Origin of the sequence: Vibrio sp. THAF190c (assembly GCF_009363355.1) — a bacterium.
Taxonomy (GTDB): domain Bacteria; phylum Pseudomonadota; class Gammaproteobacteria; order Enterobacterales; family Vibrionaceae; genus Vibrio; species Vibrio fortis_A.
On sequence record NZ_CP045338.1, the window covers coordinates 2405162 to 2425739 of the forward strand.

19 protein-coding genes are annotated in these 20578 nt (G+C 44.6%); 10 read left to right on the forward strand and 9 right to left on the reverse strand.

All coding sequences use genetic code 11. The features are described from left to right. Positions 1 to 7: 7 nt before the first annotated feature. The 3 genes from sdhA to sdhC are packed head-to-tail and all read right to left on the reverse strand — an operon-like array spanning position 8 to position 2505. Positions 8 to 1774, reverse strand: coding sequence for a succinate dehydrogenase flavoprotein subunit (gene sdhA, locus FIV04_RS10645; RefSeq protein WP_032551861.1), 1767 nt, complete (start codon positions 1772 to 1774; stop codon positions 8 to 10). Beyond that, positions 1775 to 2119 (reverse strand): succinate dehydrogenase, hydrophobic membrane anchor protein, encoded by a 345-nt coding sequence (gene sdhD / locus FIV04_RS10650; protein ID WP_032551860.1) that lies wholly within the window; start codon positions 2117 to 2119, stop codon positions 1775 to 1777. Then, positions 2113 to 2505, reverse strand: coding sequence for a succinate dehydrogenase cytochrome b556 subunit (sdhC, locus tag FIV04_RS10655; RefSeq protein ID WP_152469108.1), 393 nt, complete (start codon positions 2503 to 2505; stop codon positions 2113 to 2115). Before sdhC ends, sdhD begins: the two co-directional genes overlap by 7 nt. A gap of 416 nt (positions 2506 to 2921) precedes the next feature. On the opposite strand from sdhC, the gene FIV04_RS10660 reads away from it, so the two are divergent. After that, complete coding sequence (locus FIV04_RS10660) at positions 2922 to 4211, forward strand: citrate synthase (protein WP_032551858.1); 1290 nt, start codon at positions 2922 to 2924, stop codon at positions 4209 to 4211. A 370-nt stretch (positions 4212 to 4581) separates the two neighbouring features. Here FIV04_RS10660 and FIV04_RS10665 read toward each other — a convergent pair whose 3' ends face one another. After that, on the reverse strand, positions 4582 to 5340 hold the full coding sequence (locus FIV04_RS10665) for a Nif3-like dinuclear metal center hexameric protein (RefSeq protein WP_152469109.1): 759 nt from the start codon (positions 5338 to 5340) through the stop codon (positions 4582 to 4584). 106 nt (positions 5341 to 5446) lie between these two features. On the opposite strand from FIV04_RS10665, the gene FIV04_RS10670 reads away from it, so the two are divergent. Continuing rightward, positions 5447 to 6205: a DUF1853 family protein gene (locus FIV04_RS10670; protein ID WP_152469110.1), complete on the forward strand. Its 759-nt coding sequence runs from the start codon at positions 5447 to 5449 to the stop codon at positions 6203 to 6205. Positions 6206 to 6285: 80 nt separating this feature from the next. On the opposite strand, the gene pgm is transcribed toward FIV04_RS10670, so the two are convergent. Next, positions 6286 to 7932, reverse strand: a complete 1647-nt coding sequence (gene pgm, locus FIV04_RS10675) for a phosphoglucomutase (alpha-D-glucose-1,6-bisphosphate-dependent) (protein WP_152469111.1) — start codon at positions 7930 to 7932, stop codon at positions 6286 to 6288. Positions 7933 to 8022: 90 nt separating this feature from the next. Beyond that, a complete protein-coding gene (seqA, locus tag FIV04_RS10680) occupies positions 8023 to 8562 on the reverse strand; it encodes a replication initiation negative regulator SeqA (protein WP_032551854.1) in 540 nt (179 codons plus the stop codon). 93 nt (positions 8563 to 8655) lie between these two features. Between seqA and FIV04_RS10685 the strand changes: the two genes are divergently transcribed. The 3 genes from FIV04_RS10685 to fldA all read left to right on the forward strand — a co-directional run bounded on the left by FIV04_RS10685 (position 8656) and on the right by fldA (position 10358). Beyond that, positions 8656 to 9417, forward strand: coding sequence for an alpha/beta fold hydrolase (locus FIV04_RS10685; protein ID WP_152469112.1), 762 nt, complete (start codon positions 8656 to 8658; stop codon positions 9415 to 9417). Positions 9418 to 9547: 130 nt separating this feature from the next. After that, on the forward strand, positions 9548 to 9769 hold the full coding sequence (locus tag FIV04_RS10690; RefSeq protein WP_032551852.1) for a DUF2788 domain-containing protein: 222 nt from the start codon (positions 9548 to 9550) through the stop codon (positions 9767 to 9769). A 55-nt stretch (positions 9770 to 9824) separates the two neighbouring features. After that, on the forward strand, positions 9825 to 10358 hold the full coding sequence (fldA, locus tag FIV04_RS10695; protein ID WP_150869066.1) for a flavodoxin FldA: 534 nt from the start codon (positions 9825 to 9827) through the stop codon (positions 10356 to 10358). Between the two features lie 83 nt (positions 10359 to 10441). Here the strand turns inward: fldA and FIV04_RS10700 are convergent, their stop codons facing one another. Beyond that, positions 10442 to 10942 (reverse strand): DUF4442 domain-containing protein, encoded by a 501-nt coding sequence (locus tag FIV04_RS10700; RefSeq protein WP_152469113.1) that lies wholly within the window; start codon positions 10940 to 10942, stop codon positions 10442 to 10444. A gap of 208 nt (positions 10943 to 11150) precedes the next feature. Here FIV04_RS10700 and fcrX point away from each other — a divergent pair, with 208 nt between their 5' ends. Both fcrX and FIV04_RS10710 read left to right on the forward strand, forming a co-directional pair. Beyond that, positions 11151 to 11600, forward strand: a complete 450-nt coding sequence (gene fcrX, locus FIV04_RS10705) for a ferric iron uptake transcriptional regulator FcrX (protein WP_032551849.1) — start codon at positions 11151 to 11153, stop codon at positions 11598 to 11600. Positions 11601 to 11641: 41 nt separating this feature from the next. Continuing rightward, the gene (locus tag FIV04_RS10710; RefSeq protein ID WP_152469114.1) at positions 11642 to 12277 is read left to right on the forward strand and encodes a prepilin-type N-terminal cleavage/methylation domain-containing protein; all 636 of its coding nucleotides are present in this window, start codon (positions 11642 to 11644) and stop codon (positions 12275 to 12277) included. Positions 12278 to 12373: 96 nt separating this feature from the next. Here FIV04_RS10710 and glnS read toward each other — a convergent pair whose 3' ends face one another. Together glnS and nagE are read right to left on the reverse strand one after the other, a co-directional pair. Next, complete coding sequence (glnS, locus tag FIV04_RS10715) at positions 12374 to 14041, reverse strand: glutamine--tRNA ligase (RefSeq protein WP_152469115.1); 1668 nt, start codon at positions 14039 to 14041, stop codon at positions 12374 to 12376. 306 nt (positions 14042 to 14347) lie between these two features. Further along, a complete protein-coding gene (gene nagE, locus FIV04_RS10720) occupies positions 14348 to 15865 on the reverse strand; it encodes an N-acetylglucosamine-specific PTS transporter subunit IIBC (protein ID WP_235201740.1) in 1518 nt (505 codons plus the stop codon). 518 nt (positions 15866 to 16383) lie between these two features. Here nagE and nagA point away from each other — a divergent pair. The 3 genes from nagA to FIV04_RS10735 all read left to right on the forward strand — a co-directional run bounded on the left by nagA (position 16384) and on the right by FIV04_RS10735 (position 20408). Then, positions 16384 to 17520 (forward strand): N-acetylglucosamine-6-phosphate deacetylase, encoded by a 1137-nt coding sequence (nagA, locus tag FIV04_RS10725; protein ID WP_152469116.1) that lies wholly within the window; start codon positions 16384 to 16386, stop codon positions 17518 to 17520. A 2-nt stretch (positions 17521 to 17522) separates the two neighbouring features. After that, positions 17523 to 18737 carry an ROK family protein gene (locus tag FIV04_RS10730; RefSeq protein WP_032551845.1) on the forward strand — a complete coding sequence of 405 codons (1215 nt, stop codon included), beginning with the start codon at positions 17523 to 17525 and terminating at the stop codon, positions 18735 to 18737. Between the two features lie 84 nt (positions 18738 to 18821). Beyond that, entirely contained in the window at positions 18822 to 20408 is a 1587-nt protein-coding gene (locus FIV04_RS10735) for a cation:proton antiporter family protein (protein WP_032551844.1), read from the forward strand. Positions 20409 to 20578 lie beyond the last annotated feature (170 nt).

Genomic DNA, 20578 nt, shown 5'->3' on the forward strand with positions numbered 1-20578 from the left:
GATCTCCTTAGTACGTACGTGCTTTTGGTGGGAACGCTTCACGGTGGATAGGTTCCATGTTTACGTTACGCTTAGACATCTCTTCAGTATCAGGATTGTAAAGCGTGTGGCATAGCCATTGCTCATCATCACGATCAGGGAAGTCAAAACGAGCGTGTGCACCACGGCTCTCTGTACGGTAGTTAGCCGCTACAGCAGTCGCGTAAGCTGTTTCCATTAGGTTTTCAAGCTCTAGACACTCAATACGCTGAGTATTGAATTCTGTAGACTTGTCAGAAAGGTGTGCATTCTTCAGACGCTCACGAATCGCTTTAAGCTCTTCTAGGCCCTCAGCCATTGCTTTACCTTCACGGAATACAGAGAAGTTGTTCTGCATACATTGCTGTAGATCCTTACGGATCTGCGCTGGATCTTCACCGTCTGTGCTGTTTTCCCAACGGTTGTAGCGCTCTAGTGAACGTGCAATGTCTTCTTCAGTTGCTGGCTTCGCATCCGCTTGTTTCTTCAGTGTCTCACCTAGGTGTAGACCTGTCGCACGACCGAATACAACCAAGTCAAGTAGCGAGTTACCACCTAGACGGTTTGCACCGTGTACAGATACAGAAGCAATCTCACCACAAGCAAATAGACCTTGTACTTCAACATCGCTACCGTCTTCAGCTTGCTTGATCGCTTGACCAGAAACTTGCGTCGGAACACCACCCATCATGTAGTGACATGTTGGGATTACTGGAATTGGCTCTTTTACTGGGTCAACGTGTGCGAATGTACGAGACAATTCACAAACGCCAGGTAGACGAGATTCAAGCGTCTCTTTACCTAGGTGGTCCAGTTTTAGTTTGATGTGTGGACCCCAAGGACCGTCACAACCACGACCTTCACGGATTTCAACCATCATTGAACGAGCAACAACGTCACGACCCGCTAAGTCTTTCGCGTTTGGTGCGTAGCGTTCCATGAAACGCTCGCCGTCTTTATTTAGAAGGTAACCACCCTCACCACGACAACCTTCCGTTACAAGAACACCTGCGCCAGCGATACCCGTTGGGTGGAACTGCCACATTTCGATATCTTGCATTGGAACACCAGCACGGATCGCCATACCAACACCGTCACCAGTATTGATGTGAGCATTTGTCGTTGAAGCGTAAATACGACCAGCACCACCAGTTGCTAGGATAGTAGCTTTTGCTTTGAAGTAGCATACTTCGCCTGTTTCCATGCAAAGTGCTGTTGTACCAAGGATGGCACCGTCTTCGTTCTTCACAAGATCAAGCGCATACCACTCAGAGAATACGGTTGTTTTGTGTTTGATGTTTTGTTGGTAAAGCGTGTGTAGCAGAGCGTGACCAGTACGGTCAGCTGCCGCAGCGGTACGAGCCGCTTGCTCACCACCAAAGTTTTTCGATTGGCCACCAAAAGGACGTTGGTAAATGGTGCCGTTATCAAAACGAGAGAATGGAAGACCCATCTTCTCTAGTTCGATAACTGATTCTGGGCCATTTTTACACATGTATTCGATAGCGTCTTGGTCACCGATGTAATCAGAACCTTTAACCGTATCGTACATGTGTTGTTCCCAGTGATCCTCATGCGCATTACCTAGCGCAACCGTGATACCGCCTTGAGCAGAAACGGTGTGAGAACGAGTTGGAAATACTTTAGAAAGCAATGCACATGAAAGGCCTTGCTCAGAAATTTGTAGTGCGGCACGCATGCCAGCACCACCAGCGCCGATTACTACGGCATCAAACTCACGAACAGGAATAGTCACTTACGCACCCCACAAAACAAACAGACCAGAGAAGAAATATCCTAGAAGAACCGCAACTACACCTACTTGAAGACCAACACGCAGTTTCGCGCATTTGATGTAGTCGGTTAGCACTTGCCATAGACCGATCCAAGCGTGAACAAGAACCGATGTAAGCGCTAACATGGTAAAGACTTTAGTGAAGGTTCCACCAAAGAACTGAGTCCATGATACGTAAGAGATATCGGTGAAGGCACAAAAGCTCACCAAATAAATTGTGTAAAGCGTCATAATGATTGCAGTTGCACGAATCAGTAGAAAATCGTGAACGCCATTACGACCAAATGTAGAAACGTTGTTTACCATACTAAGATCCCCGCTAGTAGAGACAATACCGCTGTCGCTGCGAATGCAACCTTAGCGCTCTTAGCGCCAGATTCCAGCTCTTCAAAGTGACCTAGGTCCATAAGAAGGTGACGAATACCACCAGCAATGTGGTATGCCAAAGCGGTTAAAATGCCCCACAGAATAAACTTAACGAAAAAGCCATCGACGATGTCGCTTGCTTCCGTAAAGCCTTCCGGGGAAGAGAGGGAAATATTTAATAGATAAAGTAAAATTCCGATCGCAACAAAAGTAATCACCCCAGACACGCGGTGTAGGATGGAAGCTATTGCTGTGATAGGAAAGTGGATAGTCTGCAAATCTAAATTAACAGGTCTTGTCTTTCTTTCTTTCACGGGCTTGCTCACTCAGCTCCATTGAGCATTACGGTCATTAAATAACCTTTGATATTGTTATGGACAAAATTTGGTCGCAAACCTGTAAAATTTAACATTAACTTAACAAATAACTGAAGTTGAGCCTGAGTTAATTGTAAAATTTTTGTTAACAACAAGGTTAACGAAGACACCTCACATTTCTTCTTAGCCTTGCATTTATAAGGTTTTAACCAAACTTTTCAGCGCCACTATACGGACGGCAACATTCTAATACAATTGATGTAACAAATAATGCTACACAGCACAGATTTTTAACGAATTTAATGTAAAAAACACTAACAAGTGCACACAAAGCTGCAGAAAAATTGACTTTCCCACGTAAGACCAGTAAAAAAATGGCACATAAACATCCTGGACGGATTAAATAATAAACAAAGGAGATTGTTATGGCAGATAAGAAAGCTACCCTTCATATTGAAGGTCAAGCGCCAATCGAGCTGCCGATTACGGAAGGTGTACTTGGTACGCCAGTGATCGATGTTCGTACACTAGGTTCTAATGGTTTTTTCACTTTTGACCCTGGTTTTCTTGCCACTGCATCCTGTGAGTCTCAAATCACTTTTATTGACGGCGGCAAAGGTATCCTTTTGCACCGTGGTTACCCAATTGACCAACTAGCCAATAACGCTGATTACTTGGAAGTATGTTACATCCTTCTCTATGGTGAAGCCCCATCTCGCGACGAATACGAGAAATTCAAAACTACCGTTACTCGTCACACCATGGTTCATGAACAAATCGCAAGCTTCTTCCACGGCTTCCGTCGTGATGCACACCCAATGGCCGTTATGTGTGGCGTGGTTGGTGCTCTTGCTGCGTTTTATCATGACTCACTTGATATCAATAACGACACGCACCGTGAGATCGCGGCTTACCGCCTGATCTCGAAAATGCCAACGTTGGCGGCAATGTGTTACAAGTACTCGATCGGTCAACCGTTCATCTACCCTCGTAACGACCTAAGCTACGCAGAAAACTTCCTTCACATGATGTTCGCTAACCCATGTGAAGAGTACGAAGTAAACCCTATCGTTGCTCGCGCAATGGATAAGATCTTCACTCTGCACGCAGACCACGAGCAAAATGCTTCTACTTCAACAGTACGTCTATCTGGTTCTTCAGGTGCTAACCCGTTCGCGTGTATCGCGGCAGGTATCGCATCTCTTTGGGGTCCAGCTCACGGCGGTGCAAACGAAGCATGTCTACGTATGCTTGAAGAGATCGGCAGCGTAGATAACATCGAAGAGTATGTTGCAAAAGCGAAGGACAAAGACGACCCATTCCGTCTAATGGGCTTCGGTCACCGCGTTTACAAAAACTACGACCCACGTGCAACAGTAATGCGCGAAGCGTGTCACGAAGTACTGAAAGAGCTAAACATCAAAGATCCACTGCTAGACGTTGCAATGGAACTTGAGCGCATCGCACTTTCTGACGAGTACTTTGTATCTAAGAAACTGTACCCGAACGTAGATTTCTACTCAGGTATCATCCTGAAAGCGATCGGTATCCCTGTTTCAATGTTCACAGTAATCTTTGCGATGTCTCGTACTATTGGTTGGATTGCACACTGGAACGAGATGCATAGTGACCCAACGAACCGTATCGGTCGTCCACGTCAGCTGTACACTGGTCAAGAGCAGCGTGACTTTAAAGCACTTCACGAACGTGAATAATCGCTTTTAAAGTATGATTGTTAAAAAGGGTTGATGCGAAAGCATCAACCCTTTTCTTTTTATACGAGATACGAGATACGAGATACGAGATACGAGATACGAGATACGAGATACGAGATACGAGATACGAGATACGAGATACGAGATACGAGATATTTTGAATATCCGTAACGGCCTGTCAAGGAGATTCCCTACTCCTTCCTTCGTCAGTCTAGGGAATGACGGTAAGAACAATACTGACAATATCGTCATCCCCAAGAGCAAGGGACGAGCGAGTTGGGGATCTCACGAAGCGTATAGAAAAACTTACGAAGTTCCTCAAAGGTTTAAGGGATACTCTCTACTCGTATCCCTCATCCCGTATCTGCTCTTATACCGGATTATCGATATCGATAAACTCTACATCTAAACCATGCTCTTTAGCTAGCCACTCACCTAGCGCTTTAATACCATAGCGCTCTGTTGCATGGTGCCCTGCTGCGAAGTAATGAATGTCTTGCTCACGTGCTGAATACGTTGTGCGTTCTGAGATCTCACCCGAAATAAATGCATCTAAGCCGTTTGCTGCAGCAAGCTCAATGTAGTCTTGGCCACCACCCGTACACCAACCGACTGTTTCAATCATTTTATCGGCGTTTTCTGGAGCAATATGCAGTGGCTCACGATTCAAAACTTGATTGAGCTTCTCCGCAAATTCAGCACCTGTTATTGGTTTGCTCAATTTACCAAACATAGCGACTGATTGTGGGTGCCCTTCTAAACCGCCTTCTACCTCGATATCAAGCAGCCGAGCCAGCTCAGCGTTGTTACCTAATTCCGGATGAATATCCAGAGGTAAGTGATAACCCATAAGGTTGATGTCATTCTTAATCAAAGTGCGGATGCGTTTACCCTTCATACCACGAATCGGCTCAGGCTCACCTTTCCAGAAATAACCATGATGAACAAGCAGTGCATCTGCGTTTAGCTCAACCGCCTTATCAATTAAAGCTTGTGAGGCAGTAACACCTGTAACAATGCGTTTTACTTCAGGCGTACCTTCAACTTGCAGACCATTCGGACTGTAATCTTTAATCTGTTGAGGTTGCAGCTTCTCATTAAGAATTTTTTCTAATTGTAGGTTATTCATTGCTTGTTCCAGCTTACATTTTTGATAACGTGGTTATATCAATTTACGGGTAGAATGTCGAAAGCATACTTGGGTCGGACGACCTTAGCCAATCAGTGAGGAATAGATGGCGTCATTACAACGATTTTTTCAATGGATCATGGATTCACCGCCACTGTTAGAGTGCAAGCAACCCGTCAGTGATTTAACACAATTTGCATCGTCACATTCGCTGCCAAGCAACCATCAATATCAAGGTAATCCAAGACTAGGGTTTGTCTATCAGCACTTGTGTCAAACCCTTTTCGAAAACTCACCACATTACGTCATTTCTCATGATGAAATTCAAATCAATGTAAATGGTCGAACATTGGGTGCCATAGACTTTATTCTAAAAGATAAGCGCAACGCTCAATTGGAGCATTGGGAAGTGGCAATTAAGTTTTATCTGCTTCATGAAGATACTTGGTACGGTCCGAATGCGCATGACCAACTCGACAAGAAGTTTGATCGTATGCTTAGCCACCAGCTCAAGATGTCGAGTTCTGAAGCATTTCGCGCTCAATACCCTGACCTCGATATTCAATCGCAACATCTGTTAATGCAAGGCCGCTTGTATATTAACCCGTTTCTTGAACAAAAAGTTCCAACTCATTGTTTAAGTTATAAAATTAACTCCACACAAGTAAACGGCTACTGGTGCTATCAAAATCAAGCTCACCTCATTGAAGAAGCGCTGTACCCACTTACCAAAAACCAATGGGCGTCAGGTACTGAGGATTTCGAGCAATCACCCATTACAGAGTTTGGTGATCGCTTCGTACATGGCCAAACAAAGTCCGGTCAATTCTGGTTCGTGATGCCAGAACGTTGGCCACATGGATAAAGCTATTTTTAAAATGGTACAAAAAAGGTTGATGCGTTCACATCAACCCTTCTATTTATATAGCTAAAATCGATTGTCGATTATAGGCCTGCCGCAGCAAACACTTGGTTAACGATCTCTTGAGCTTCTGCTTCGATTTGCTTCAGGTGCTCTTCGCCTTTAAAGCTTTCGCAGTAGATCTTGTAGATATCTTCAGTACCTGACGGACGAGCTGCAAACCAACCGTTTTCAGTTGTCACTTTAAGACCACCGATTGCTGCACCATTACCAGGAGCGTGCGTTAGACGAGCAGTGATTGCATCACCCGCTAATGTTTCTGCTGCAACCATCTCTGGCGATAGCTTTTTAAGTACGTCTTTTTGAGGACCGTTAGCAACGGCTTGAATACGGTTGTACTTAGACTCACCGTGTTTTGCCGCTAGCTCTTCGTAGTAGTCTTGTGGGTTCTTACCCGTTACCGCGGTAATTTCAGCAGCAAGAAGACACAAAATGATGCCATCTTTGTCTGTTGACCATGGTGTGCCGTCTTTACGTAGGAATGATGCACCCGCAGACTCTTCACCACCAAAGCCGAACGTACCGTTGTATAGACCATCAACAAACCACTTAAAGCCTACTGGAACTTCACAAAGTTCACGACCAAGATCTGCAACTACGCGGTCAATCAATGCACTTGATACCAGTGTCTTACCAACAGCAACATCTTTGCCCCAACCTTCACGATGACGGTATAGGTAGTCGATACATACCGCTAGAAAGTGGTTCGGGTTCATTAGGCCTTTTGGCGTTACGATACCGTGGCGGTCGTAATCAGGGTCATTACCAAATGCTAGGTCGTACTCATCTTTAAGCGCTAGCAGACCTGCCATTGCGTAAGGAGAAGAACAGTCCATACGAACCACGCCATCTTTATCTAGAGACATAAACTGGAACGATGGGTCAATCGCTTCACTTACTAGAGTTAAATCAAGGTTGTATGCCTTACCAATTTGACGCCAGTAGTCGATGCCGCTACCACCAAGTGGATCAACACCAATTTTTAGGTTCGCTTTTTGGATTGCTTCCATATCGATCACATTAACTAGATCATCGATGTATGGCTTAACAAGATCCATCTCTACAAACAGTTCAGATGCTTTCGCTTCTACAAGAGACATGCGTTTTACACCCTGTAGACCTTCTGCGATCAGAACGTTTGCACGATCTTCGATAGCTTGAGTCAGCTCAGCTTCAGCAGGGCCGCCGTGTACTGGGTTGTACTTGATACCGCCATCTTGTGGTGGGTTGTGAGATGGCGTAATAACGATGCCGTCAGCCTTATCTTCGTGCTTAAGGTTGTACGTTAGAATCGCATGAGAAACACCCGGTGTTGGTGTGTAGCCATTGTCTTGTTGAGTGATCACTTGAACGCCATTGGCAACCAGTACTTCAACAACACTAGAGAATGCTGGCTCAGAGAGCGCGTGTGTATCTTTGCCTACAAACAGAGGACCTGTCGTGCCCTGCTCTGCACGCACTTCTGCTACTGCTTGAGCAATAGCAAGAATGTGGTTTTCATTAAATGTTGATTTGTCTGCTGTACCACGGTGACCAGAAGTACCAAACTGTACTTTATGGTCTGGGTTAGAAGCATCCGGTTGCTGTAAGAAATAGTTCGCAACTAAAGCCGGGATATTATGAAGATCTTCCTGCTGAGCTTTCTGCCCGGCACGAGGGTGCATAGCCATTTTGACATCCTTATATACAAAATTAAAAAACAAAAAAACCTCATAATATCTTCTTTAACATGGATATTATGAGGTTTAAATCAGATTTCCTTAGATTGAACCTGTTACTTTTTCTATTAGTTCAGCTTGGAAATTCATGCGACTCATCAACTGTTCAACCATCTGTCTCTTACGACTGGTGTTGTTGTTGGTGATTACCCAAAACGGGCTCTGCGGAATCGCTTTTGGCTTAGTGGTGTTACCGTTAGCCAATAGTGTCGCTTCATTGTCTGCGAAGTAAACACGTTTGCGACCTTTTACTTGAGTCGCTTCTGAAAAGCTCGCTGGGTCAATTTTATGCAGTGTTGATAGCACCAGCATGAAACGATCAATGGCTTTCTTTAAAGAGGCAAATTCATCTGAAATAAGCAGTGAGCGCATCTCTTTTACGCCATCCAGCTTCTCTGGAGTAAAGCCTACTTCCTTACTCACAACGATACCTTTCGGCTCCACGATCTCTTCAGCCGGAGCCAAGCCTTGGTTATCCACCTGCAATAAGCGGCGCAGAATATCTGAAGCACTTTCGCCGATACGTTCTGTCTGACCCGCGATATAACGGTATAGGTCCTCATCAACCTCAATTGTTTTCATTCGCTTTTCACAATCTCAATGTTTAAACTCTGGGGGATTATAGCGAGATCCGCGCGGATACTCTACGTCAAACCCACCATGAATAAGATAAAAATGTCAGTACAGCTCAACTATAAATTGGAAGGTGAGGGTCACACCATCGTTTTGATCCATGGATTGTTCGGCAATCTGGATAATTTAGGCCTACTTGCTCGCGATCTTAGAACCGATCATCAGGTACTCAGTATTGATCTACGTAACCATGGTGTATCCCCGCACAGCGGCACCCACGATTACCGTTCAATGGCCGAGGATGTTGCGCAGCTTTTGGCGTCACTCAACATCTCTAATCCTATCGTTATTGGTCACTCAATGGGTGGCAAGGTTGCGATGGCGCTGACTGAATTAACAGATATCGATAAACTCATTGTCCTCGATATGGCACCTGTCGCTTATACGCAGAACCGCCATGACAATGTTCTTGCTGGTTTGAATGCTGTTATTAAAGAGCAACCGACTTCTCGTTCAGAAGCGCTCGAGGTATTAGCTCGTCATATCGAAATTGACGGCGTACGACAATTTTTGACTAAGTCATTGTACAAAAACGAACATGGGATAATGATTTGGCGATTTAATGTTGCATCGCTAGAGGCCAATTACGCCAACATTATTGGTTGGGAACCAATTGAGAAAACCAGCGTCAAAACTCTGCTGATTAAAGGTGGCGACTCTGACTACTTGATGCCAGAACATCAACCTATGGTTCAGCAGCAGTTTTCTAATGTAAAAGCGCACGTCATTGCCAATACTGGTCACTGGCTGCATGCCGAGAAACCAAAAGAAGTCCTCAGAGCTATTCGCAAGTTTTTGAGCTAATAGTCTCGGCTTTTTGAAAGAACAATCTCTATATCAATAGATAAATGAGAAGTCAGCGATTTCTGCTGATTAACTTTATCCCACAACAGTGATATAGTGCGCCCAAGCAAAATTGGTATATAAGGTTCCCATGCTTTACGACTACATGAACATCATTGAATCTATTGGTTTAGATCTTCTATTTGCATCGATTTTCTTTCTAATCGGTATGGCAATCAAAGACGTTCTGAAACAGGGGAATGTTCCGGCATTTGGTCGTCGCATCGTATGGTTAGTGTTGTTCCTTGGCTGCGCAGGTTTTATCGCCAAGGGAATTATCCAAGTGAGCTGGGAAGGTTCAGGAATCGGTTGATTCTCGTCCAAACTTTATTACACCGACAACAGACAAAATGAAAGGTAATGATTCTATGGCAAGTGTAGGTCTCTTCTTCGGTAGCGATACAGGTAACACTGAAGCTGTTGCAAAGATGATTCAAAAGCAATTGAGCAAGCAGCTCGTTCACGTTCAAGACATTGCAAAAAGCAGCAAAGAAGACATCGATAACTTCGACCTGCTTCTTCTAGGTATCCCAACTTGGTACTACGGTGAAGCACAATGTGATTGGGATGACTTTTTCCCAGAGCTAGAAGCTATCGACTTCTCAACTAAGCTAGTTGCTATCTTTGGTTGTGGTGACCAAGAAGACTACGCTGAGTACTTCTGTGATGCTATGGGTACTATCCGTGATATCGTTGAAGCGAAAGGCGGTACTATTCTAGGTTACACTTCAACTGAAGGTTACGAGTTCGAAGCATCTAAAGCACTTGTTGAAGGCGACGATAGCCAATTCGTTGGTCTATGTATCGATGAAGATCGTCAACCAGAGCTAACTGACGAGCGCGTTTCAAGCTGGGTTAAGCAAATCCACGAAGAGATGTGTCTAGCAGAGCTAGAAGACTAATCCGTCTTTAAGCTAACTGAACATATTAAAAAACCTCCCAAGCGGAGGTTTTTTTGTTTCTACTTTTTACAGAATACGATTAGTTAGGCCTCAACAGGTTCATCGTCTTCCCTAAATTGTGGTTTCTTCCTTACGTAGAGCGTACGTTGGATTTCAGACACCACCTGCCCTTTTTTATCTTTTACATAAATAATAAACTCTGGGAAACACTTTTCACCCAGTTGAGTCTGACGATAAATGTCATCCAACTGATTTTGACTAATTTCAAACTCGGCATACAGATCCGACTGACCTGGCTTGATAAAGTTAATGCTCGCTTCTTTATCCCAAACATAATAACGCTCACCAAGAATTCCCATTAACATCAATGAGTAAACTGGATCAGTAAGAGAAAAAATGCTCCCTCCATACTGAGTGCGATTGGCATTTTTGTTCCACCAGCGTAGCTTCAATACGGTTTTTACAACTCGGAAATCAGGGCTAATGTGGGCAATTTTGATTCCTGCGCCCCAAAAAGGCGGCCAGATGTTGAGCGCAAACTTAACGATATTGGGTTTGTAGATTCTAGCGAGTTGCTTATTCATTACGATCTTCCATGTTCTGTTTTTTATTCACCACCATAATAACTGGTCGTACCTCCAATATAAGAGAGATATTTAGATTTTACAAAACAGATTGTGATGTAAGTGAGTAACCCTTTGAAGTTCGTGGTTTATTGTTGTGGTCGAGTATCCTATAATAATGGGAATATTGAATTCTGTTAATTGCTGCAGATCATCAACAGGAAAGTATATGTCAGACAACAATCAAGCGCTAAAAGATGCTGGTCTTAAAGTGACCCTCCCAAGGCTCAAAATTCTAGAAGTATTACAACAGCCAGACTGCCAACACATTAGTGCTGAAGACTTGTATAAAAAGCTAATCGACCTCGGTGAAGAGATTGGCCTTGCGACCGTTTATCGAGTTCTTAACCAATTCGATGACGCTGGCATTGTAACTCGCCACCACTTCGAAGGCGGTAAGTCTGTATTCGAACTATCAACGCAGCATCACCACGATCACCTTGTATGTTTAGACTGTGGTGAAGTGATTGAATTCTCAGACGACATCATCGAAGAGAGACAAAAAGAGATCGCTAAGCGTTACAACGTTCAGCTAACAAACCACAGTTTGTACCTTTACGGTAAGAGCATGACGGGTGATTGCAAAGGCAACCCAGACGCACATAAACCGAAGAAATAGAAAAAACGCTGGCCTCGGTCAGCGTTTTTTATTTGTCCGCTATGAATAATATCTCGACTTCATCATCTCAAAACGGCTTCACACTGATTGAAATGATTGTTGCTATAGCAATCATTGGTATCATTGCGGTAGTTGCCCTACCGCGATTCCTTGGTATACAAAACGACAGTCGAATTGCTCAATTTCAAGCTGCAGAGTCACAGTTCCAAACTGCCGTTACCTATGCTCATAGTAAATGGTTGGTCAATGGTGGTGGCAGCTCAGAGATGAATGATCTACCCGGGTTTGGTGAAGACGAAAACGGTAATCCTCAGCTCGATATCAACGACGAAGGTTATCCATTAGGCACAACCAAAAACAATCCTATGGGCGCACCGTATAATATTGGCCAAGGCCATCAAGGCTGTGTTGATATCTGGAATGCGATTATGAACACGGAACTAACCGTTACGACAGATAGGGATAATTTCGAAGGCTTTGACTTTGTATCGAGACGACAAAACCTCGATTTCTTCACCAAAGAAGGCCAATTTATTCAAAATGCTAAAGCCGTTTGCTATTACATTTATACGGCTATCGGCCATCACCGTAACCCAGATAGAGCCGAATACGTCTTTTGGTATAACTCGCGTACGGGTGAGATCAGTAACAGTCGGCCTGAGGATATGACTCCTTAAGTCAATAATCTCGGCTAACCCCTTTGGCCTCTATCATCTAGACGTAAAAAAGCCGGCAATTATGCCGGCTTTTAATATGTCTAACAGAAGATACAATTAAGCTTCTGTTTTACCCCAAGTATCACGTAGACCAACCGTACGGTTGAACACTAGCGCGTCTGCTTTCGAGTCTTTTGAGTCTACACAGAAGTAACCTGTACGCTCAAACTGGAAGCCTTGCTCTGGGGCTGCTTCTGCTAAGCTAGGCTCAACGAAGCCGTTCAGTTTAACCAAAGAGTCTGGGTTGATTGTTGCAGCAAAGTCATCCGCAGCCGCTGGGTTAGCTACTGTGAATAGACGATCGTACAGACGAATCTCTGCTGGTAGTGCTTTGTCAGCAGATACCCAGTGAATAACACCTTTTACTTTACGACCATCAGCTGGGTTCTTACCTAGCGTTTCATCGTCGTAAGAACAGAAGATCGTTGTGATGTTACCTTCTGTATCTTTCTCGATACGTTCAGCTTTAATCACGTAAGCACCACGTAGGCGAACTTCTTTGCCTAGAATCAAACGCTTGTACTTCTTGTTTGCTTCTTCACGGAAGTCATCACGCTCAATCCAAACTTCACGAGTAAATGGTACTTCACGAGTGCCCATTTCAGGTTTGTTCGGGTGGTTTGCTACCGTTAGTGTTTCCACTTTGTCCGCATCGTAGTTTTCGATCACGATCTTAACTGGATCCAGTACAGCCATTGCACGTGGTGCGTTCTCGTTAAGGTCGTCACGGATACAAGACTCAAGCGAACCGAACTCAATCATGTTTTCTTGCTTGGTTACACCAATACGCTTACAGAACTCACGGATTGACGCAGGCGTGAAACCACGACGACGCAGACCAGAGATGGTTGGCATACGTGGGTCATCCCAACCGTTAACTAGGTTTTCAGTCACAAGTGTGTTCAGCTTACGCTTAGACATCACCGTGTACTCTAGGTTTAGGCGGCTGAATTCATACTGACGTGGCTGACAATCAATCGTAATGTTATCTAGCACCCAATCGTACAAGCGACGGTTGTCTTGGAATTCTAGAGTACAGATAGAGTGCGTAATGCCCTCTAGTGCATCAGAAATACAGTGTGTGAAGTCGTACATTGGGTAAATGCACCACTTGTCACCAGTTTGGTGGTGGTGAGCAAAACGCACACGGTAAATAACTGGATCGCGCATTACCATGAACGACGAGCTCATGTCGATCTTAGCACGCAGACACGCTTTACCCTCTTCAAAGCCACCATCACGCATCTTTTCAAATAGCGCTAGGTTCTCTTCAGGGCTGCGATCGCGGTATGGGCTCGCTTTACCAGGCTCTTTTAGTGTGCCACGGTATTCACGGATCTGCTCAGGACTTAGCTCGTCAACGTACGCTAAGCCTTTATTAATTAATTCGACAGCGTAAGCGTAAAGCGTATCGAAGTAGTTTGATGAGTAACAGATGTCACCAGACCACTCGAAGCCTAACCAGCTTACATCATTCTTAATTGACTCAACGTATTCAACGTCTTCTTTTTCAGGGTTTGTATCATCGAAACGAAGATTACATTGTCCCTGGTAGTCCTGAGCAATACCAAAGTTCAAGCAGATAGATTTAGCGTGACCGATATGCAGGTAACCATTAGGCTCCGGCGGGAAACGAGTATGCACGCTAGTGTGTGTACCATCCGCTAAATCTTTATCAATAATTTGGCGAATGAAATTCGATGGACGAGCCTCAGCTTCACTCATCTATAGCACCTCTATGTATTTAGTATTGTCAGAGAAAAATTCTTCTTTCTGTTCTAGAAACAGCGCTTTTAACTCAAGCCTAGGATAGAAAGATCATTGTTGCTAATCATCCACAATTCTTAGGCTTTACACAATAAGAACCATCAGTTTATTGCGAATATTTCTGCTATTCGATGAAGAATAGAACGCTGAATGATTCAAGCGCCAAAGGCAGATACGAAAAAGCCTCCCATAAGGGAGGCTTCAATTTCGACTTACTTAGTTCCTTGCGCTGTTGCGTGAGTGTTTTACTCTACGCGAAAGCGACTAAGGAAGTTTAACGTCTGATAGGTCTTCACCTGCACCGATTGCTTTCATTTCGCCAGCAACGATTTCAGCTAGCGGGCCTAGGATAACCTGTAGGTTGTTTTCACCTAGTTTAACCACACCTTTAGCACCTAGTTTCTTAAGAACAGCTTCGTCAGCTACTGAGCGGTCTTTAAGAGTTAGACGTAGACGAGTGATACAAGCGTCGATTGAAGTTAGGTTCTCGTGACCACCAAGAGCTTTCAGGTATTGACGAGCTAGGTCACCTTTTGGCGCTTCACCGTCAGTTGCTGCAGCACCTTCTTCGTCATCTTCACGACCTGGCGACTTCAGGTTGAAAGCGCGGATTGCGAAGCTGAATGTGAAGAAGTATAGAGCACCGAAGCCTAGACCGATGAATAGTAGCGTCATTGGCTTAGTCGCTAGACCGAAGTTCAATACGAAGTCGATTAGACCAGCAGAGAAACCGAAGCCGTGAAGCGTACCGAACATGTTAGCGATTACTAGAGATAGACCAGTAAATACAGCGTGCATTGCGTATAGAGCAGGAGCTAGGAATACGAACATGAATTCTAGTGGCTCTGTGATACCTGTTAGGAATGAACAGAATGCTACTGAGAATAGTGCGCCACCAACTTGACCGCGTTTTTCAGCTGGAGCTGCTAGGTACATTGCTAGTGCTGCACCTGGTAGACCAAACATCATTACTGGGAAGAAGCCGTTCATGAATACGCCAGCGCCTTTGTCGCCGCCGAAGAAGCGGTGTAGGTCACCAGACTTAACTGTTTCAGTTACTTCTTTAACAACTGCAGTGATTTCTGGGTTTACAGAGTTCGCGAAGTTGAATGTGTACTCTTGACCAACAACTAGAGTTTTCGCTAGAGCTGGGTCAACACAAAGTTGCTTGAAGCTTTCGAAGCCAGCAGAACCAGCTACTACGATCTCTTGACAAGTACCCATACCGAACCAGAAGTAAGAGTTCAATACGTGGTGTAGACCTACAGGGATAAGTGCACGGTTAAGAGTACCGTATACAAACTGACCGATAGCGCCAGACGTTGATACTGCGTGAGCTAGTGCATCTAAACCAGATTGAACACCAGGCCATACCACACCAGAGATAGCACCAGCAACTAACGCAAATAGACCGGCCATGATAGGCACAAGACGTTTACCTGCGAAGAATGCTAGCCACTCAGGAAGGCGTGTTGCATGGAAAGCGTTGTATGAGTGACCTGCGATGATACCTGCGAAGATACCGCCGAAGAAAGACATGTTTACGTCAGCATTGATTGTTGTTGCTGTCGCTGTTAGTACGAAGTAAGCAACCGCACCAGCAAGACCTGCTGCACCGTTACCATCTTTAGAAAGACCAATTGCGATACCTAGACCAAATAGCAGCGGTAGGTTACCGAAGATAGCACCACCAGCTTGCGCCATGAATGGAATATCAAGTAGATCGCCTTGACCTAAACGTAGTAGAAGCGCCGCAATCGGAAGCGTTGCGATAGGAAGCATTAACGCTTTACCCAGCTTCTGTGCATATCCTAGAATATTCACCTGTTGTTTCCCCCTATAGGATTTTTAGAATTCGTTTGAGAAACTTATTTTAGTCGCTCAATTTAGTCCTAATCAGTGTATTCAATTAATTTTGCTCCGCAAATTAAAACCTTACCATTTGTGATCCTAATCACCAGTTTTTGCCAAATCCCAAGGTTTTTGCTAGCGAGATCATAAAACTTATTTTATCATTCAAAAAAATGAAGATTTACAGATAAAATTCGACACTAAACATTAGGCCAATGCATAGGTAGCACCCGCTTTCTTTGCCTCACTAATAATCAATAACCAGGCCGCCTAATGAAAGGCTACAACGTATTTGTTTACTGTATTTTCAATGGCTTAATTCGCACTTCACTTTGAAGTTTGCCGATTTAAAAAAGTTAAATCGTTACGTAAATGATGTTTGCAAACTAAGTCGACATTTAGGTAACGAACAAAATTTAAAGATCTCACGAAATAAGGATTAGCTGACTATGTACGCGCTAAGTAACTGTAAAATCTACACTGGTAGTGATGTTCTCACCGATCACGCAGTTGTTGTTGAAAACGGACTGATTAAGCAAGTCTGCCCTGTTGCTGAACTGCCAGACGGTATTGAGGTTCGTGACCTAGACGGTGCTAACCTAAGCCCGGGCTTTATTGACCTACAACTTAACGGTTGTGGTGGTGTGATGCTTAACGATCAAATCACAGCAGAGACTATGCAGATTATGCATCGAGCTAACCTTAAGTCTGGCTGTACTAGTTTCCTACCAACACTGATTACCTCTTCAGACGAAGATATGCGCGCAGTCATCACTGCTGCTCGTGAATACCACAACCAATACCAAAACCAATCTCTTGGTTTGCACCTAGAAGGCCCTTACCTTAACGTTGCAAAAAAAGGTATTCACAGCGTTGACCACATTCGCAAATCAGACAGCGAGATGATCGATCTAATCTGCGAAAACCGCGATCTCGTTGCTAAAGTTACTTTGGCTCCTGAATTAAACGACCCTGAGCATATCGAACGCCTACACAAAGCTGGCGTTGTGGTTTCTATCGGTCATACCAACGCGACTTACGCTGAAGCGCGTAAAGGCTTTGAATCTGGTATCACGTTCGCAACACACCTATTCAATGCGATGACACCAATGGTTGGTCGTGAACCAGGTGTTGTAGGCGCAATCTACGATACGCCTGAAGTTTACGCAGGCATTATCGCTGACGGCTTCCACGTTGATTACGCAAACATCCGTATTGCGCATAAAATCAAGGGAGAAAAGCTTGTATTAGTGACGGATGCCACAGCTCCTGCAGGTGCTGACATGGAATACTTTATTTTTGTCGGTAAGAAAGTATATTACCGAGATGGTAAGTGTGTTGATGAGAATGGCACACTGGGCGGCTCAGCTCTGACTATGATTGAAGCAGTACAGAACACAGTTGAGCACGCTGGAATCGCTTTGGACGAAGCTCTGCGAATGGCGACTCTGTACCCAGCAACAGCGATGGGTGTGGAAGATAAGCTAGGTCGAATCAAGAAAGGCATGGTTGCAAACCTGGCTGTATTCGATAGAGACTTCAATGTAAAAGCGACTGTTGTTAACGGACAATACGAGCACAATTAAGTATGAATGGCGGACAAATAGGTAACGTAGACTTAGTTAAACAACTAAACAGTGCGGCGGTATATAGGCTAATAGACCAACAAGGTCCTATCAGTCGTATACAAGTGGCTGACGTAAGCCAACTCGCACCAGCAAGTGTTACAAAAATTACCCGCCAATTATTAGAACGTGGCCTTATCAAAGAGGTCGCGCAGCAAGCGTCTACTGGCGGTAGACGCGCTATCTCCCTAACAACAGAGGTGGAACCTTTTCACTCCATCGCTGTTCGTTTGGGCCGAGATTATATCCAACTCAGCCTTCATGACCTTGGCGGTCGTGAACTGGCTTTTGTTCAAGAAGACCTAAATTACTCAGATCAATCCGATTTGATGGAAGGCTTGTTGACGACTCTTAAGTCTTTTGTTGCTGAGCAGCAGTATCAAATCGACCAATTGATTGCGATCGGTATTACCCTACCTGGCCTTGTAAACCCGACAACGGGTGTGGTTGAGTACATGCCAAATACCGATATCGATAACCTAGCCCTCAGCGACATTATTCGCGACACATTCCACGTTGCTTGTTTCGTAGGCAACGACGTTCGAGGTATGGCATTAGCAGAACATTACTTTGGTGCAAGCCAAGACAGTCAAGACTCTATCCTAGTCAGTGTTCACCGTGGTACGGGTGCGGGCATCATCGTTAACGGCCAAGTGTTCTTAGGGCATAACCGTAACGTTGGTGAGATTGGCCATATTCAAATCGACCCATTGGGTGAGCAGTGTCAATGTGGCAACTTTGGTTGTTTAGAAACCGTTGCAGCAAACCCAGCTATCGTGGAGCGCGTTCAAAAGCTTATTAAGCAAGGTTACGAGTCCTCTCTAACTGAGCTTGAGCGCATCACAATTCAAGATGTTTGTGACCACGCGATGAATGGTGATGAACTGGCGAAACAGAGCTTGGTTCGCGTTGGTAACCAATTAGGCAAAGCCATTGCCATGACGATCAACTTATTTAACCCACAAAAGGTGATCATTGCTGGTGATATTACTAAGGCTCAAGACATTGTTTTCCCCGCAATTAAGCGCAATGTAGAGAATCAATCGCTAACGACTTTCCATAGCGGCTTGCCTATTGTAGCATCTGAGATCGATAAACATCCGACAATGGGTGCTTTCGCGATGATCAAGCGTGCCATGCTCAACGGCGTGTTATTGCAGAAGTTACTCGAAGACTAAAGAAAAACAATATTGATTTTCCGCGGGCCGTGTTTGGATAAACACGGCCCGTTTTTATAAGCTAGGGAACAACAACTACAAGTTATGGAACTTATATTATTATCCGCTGCATTTATTGCAGGCTTTATCTCTTTAAAGTGTCAACTTCCCCCACTCGTTGGCTTTCTCATTGCTGGCTTTGCGCTTAACGCGTTTGGCTTTGAAAGTAATGACACCATCGTGACTCTTGCCGACCTCGGCGTAACCCTGTTGTTATTTACGATTGGCCTTAAGCTAGATATCAAAACCTTGCTATCCAAAGAGATCTGGGCTGGCGCAACAGTGCATAACCTGCTTTCTACCCTCTTTTTTGCACTGGCTCTGTTTGGCTTTAAACTACTTGGGATCTCTTCCCTTGCGGCAATGTCGAACGAACAGATCATCTTATTAGGTTTTGCACTCTCCTTCTCTAGTACTGTTTTTGCAGTCAAAACCCTTCAAGAGAAAGGTGAAATGAATGCCACCTACGGTACCCTAGCGATCGGCATCTTGGTTATGCAAGATATCTTCGCAGTGGTATTCCTAACGGCTTCTACCGGTAAAATCCCTGAATGGTATGCCATTGCCCTATTTGCACTTCCTCTACTGCGCCCACTCTTCTACAAAGTACTCGACTGGGTAGGTCACGGCGAAATGTTGGTGCTATTTGGTATCTTCTTCGCATTGGTTGTTGGTGCTGGCCTATTTGATTTTGTTGGTGTAAAACCCGATCTTGGCGCACTGATCTTAGGTATGTTGCTTGCAGGTCACGCTAAAGCATCGGAACTATCAAAGTCACTCTTTAACCTAAAAGAGCTGTTCCTTGTCTGCTTCTTCTTAAACATCGGCTTGTCTGAGCAACCGACTATTCAAGGCTTTATGCTGGCAATCCTGTTCTTACTGCTACTGCCAGTCAAAGGCTTCCTCTACTTTTGGGTGCTCAACTTCTTTAAATTCCGCGTCCGCACCTCGCTGCTTGCGTCGCTTTCTCTATTCAACTTCAGTGAGTTCGGCCTGATCGTTGGTGGTCTTGCATTTAAGATGGGATGGATGTCTGGCGATATTTTGGTCGCAGTCGCAATTGCTGTCTCTCTCTCTTTCTTGATTGCAGCGCCACTCAATCGCGCTGGGCATAAACTGTATCAACAGTCTGGTAAGTGGCTAAAAGAGCACGCGGCAGAAAAGCTCAATCAGCGTGACAAGCGAATTGACCCAGGGCATGCCCAAGTATTGATTCTTGGCATGGGTCGAATCGGTACCGGTGCTTATGACGAACTCCGCGCTCGTTACGGAAAAGTCAGCCTAGGGGTAGAAGTAAGAGAAGAAGCTGCACATAGCCATCGCAGCCATGGGCGTAATGTTATCTCTGGCGACGCAACCGACCCGGATTTCTGGGAACGCATCTTAGATACCGCGAATGTGAAGCTGGTTATCCTGGCGATGCCTCATCACCAAGGTAATCAGACGGCTCTCGAACAACTCAAAGCGCGTAACTTTAAAGGTCAAATCGCTGCTATCGCCGAATATTCAGATCAGTTAGAGACACTTAAAGAAAACGGTGTTGATGCTGCATTCAACATTTATAGCGAAGCGGGTAGCGGTTTTGCACGTCACGTATGCGAGCAGCTCAACCCTAACATCATGAAAATGTAGTCTTTGACTCCAGCCACTCCTTCTTATTTTCGATCAAATATTGTCGATAATTTGAGAGGAGTGGCTAAAATTCACACCACATCTAAACCTCATCAATCAGAATCGCATTTAAATTAAATGTTTTTTAATAGAACCCTCTTTATATAATTTTTTTCATCATACCCGGTTGC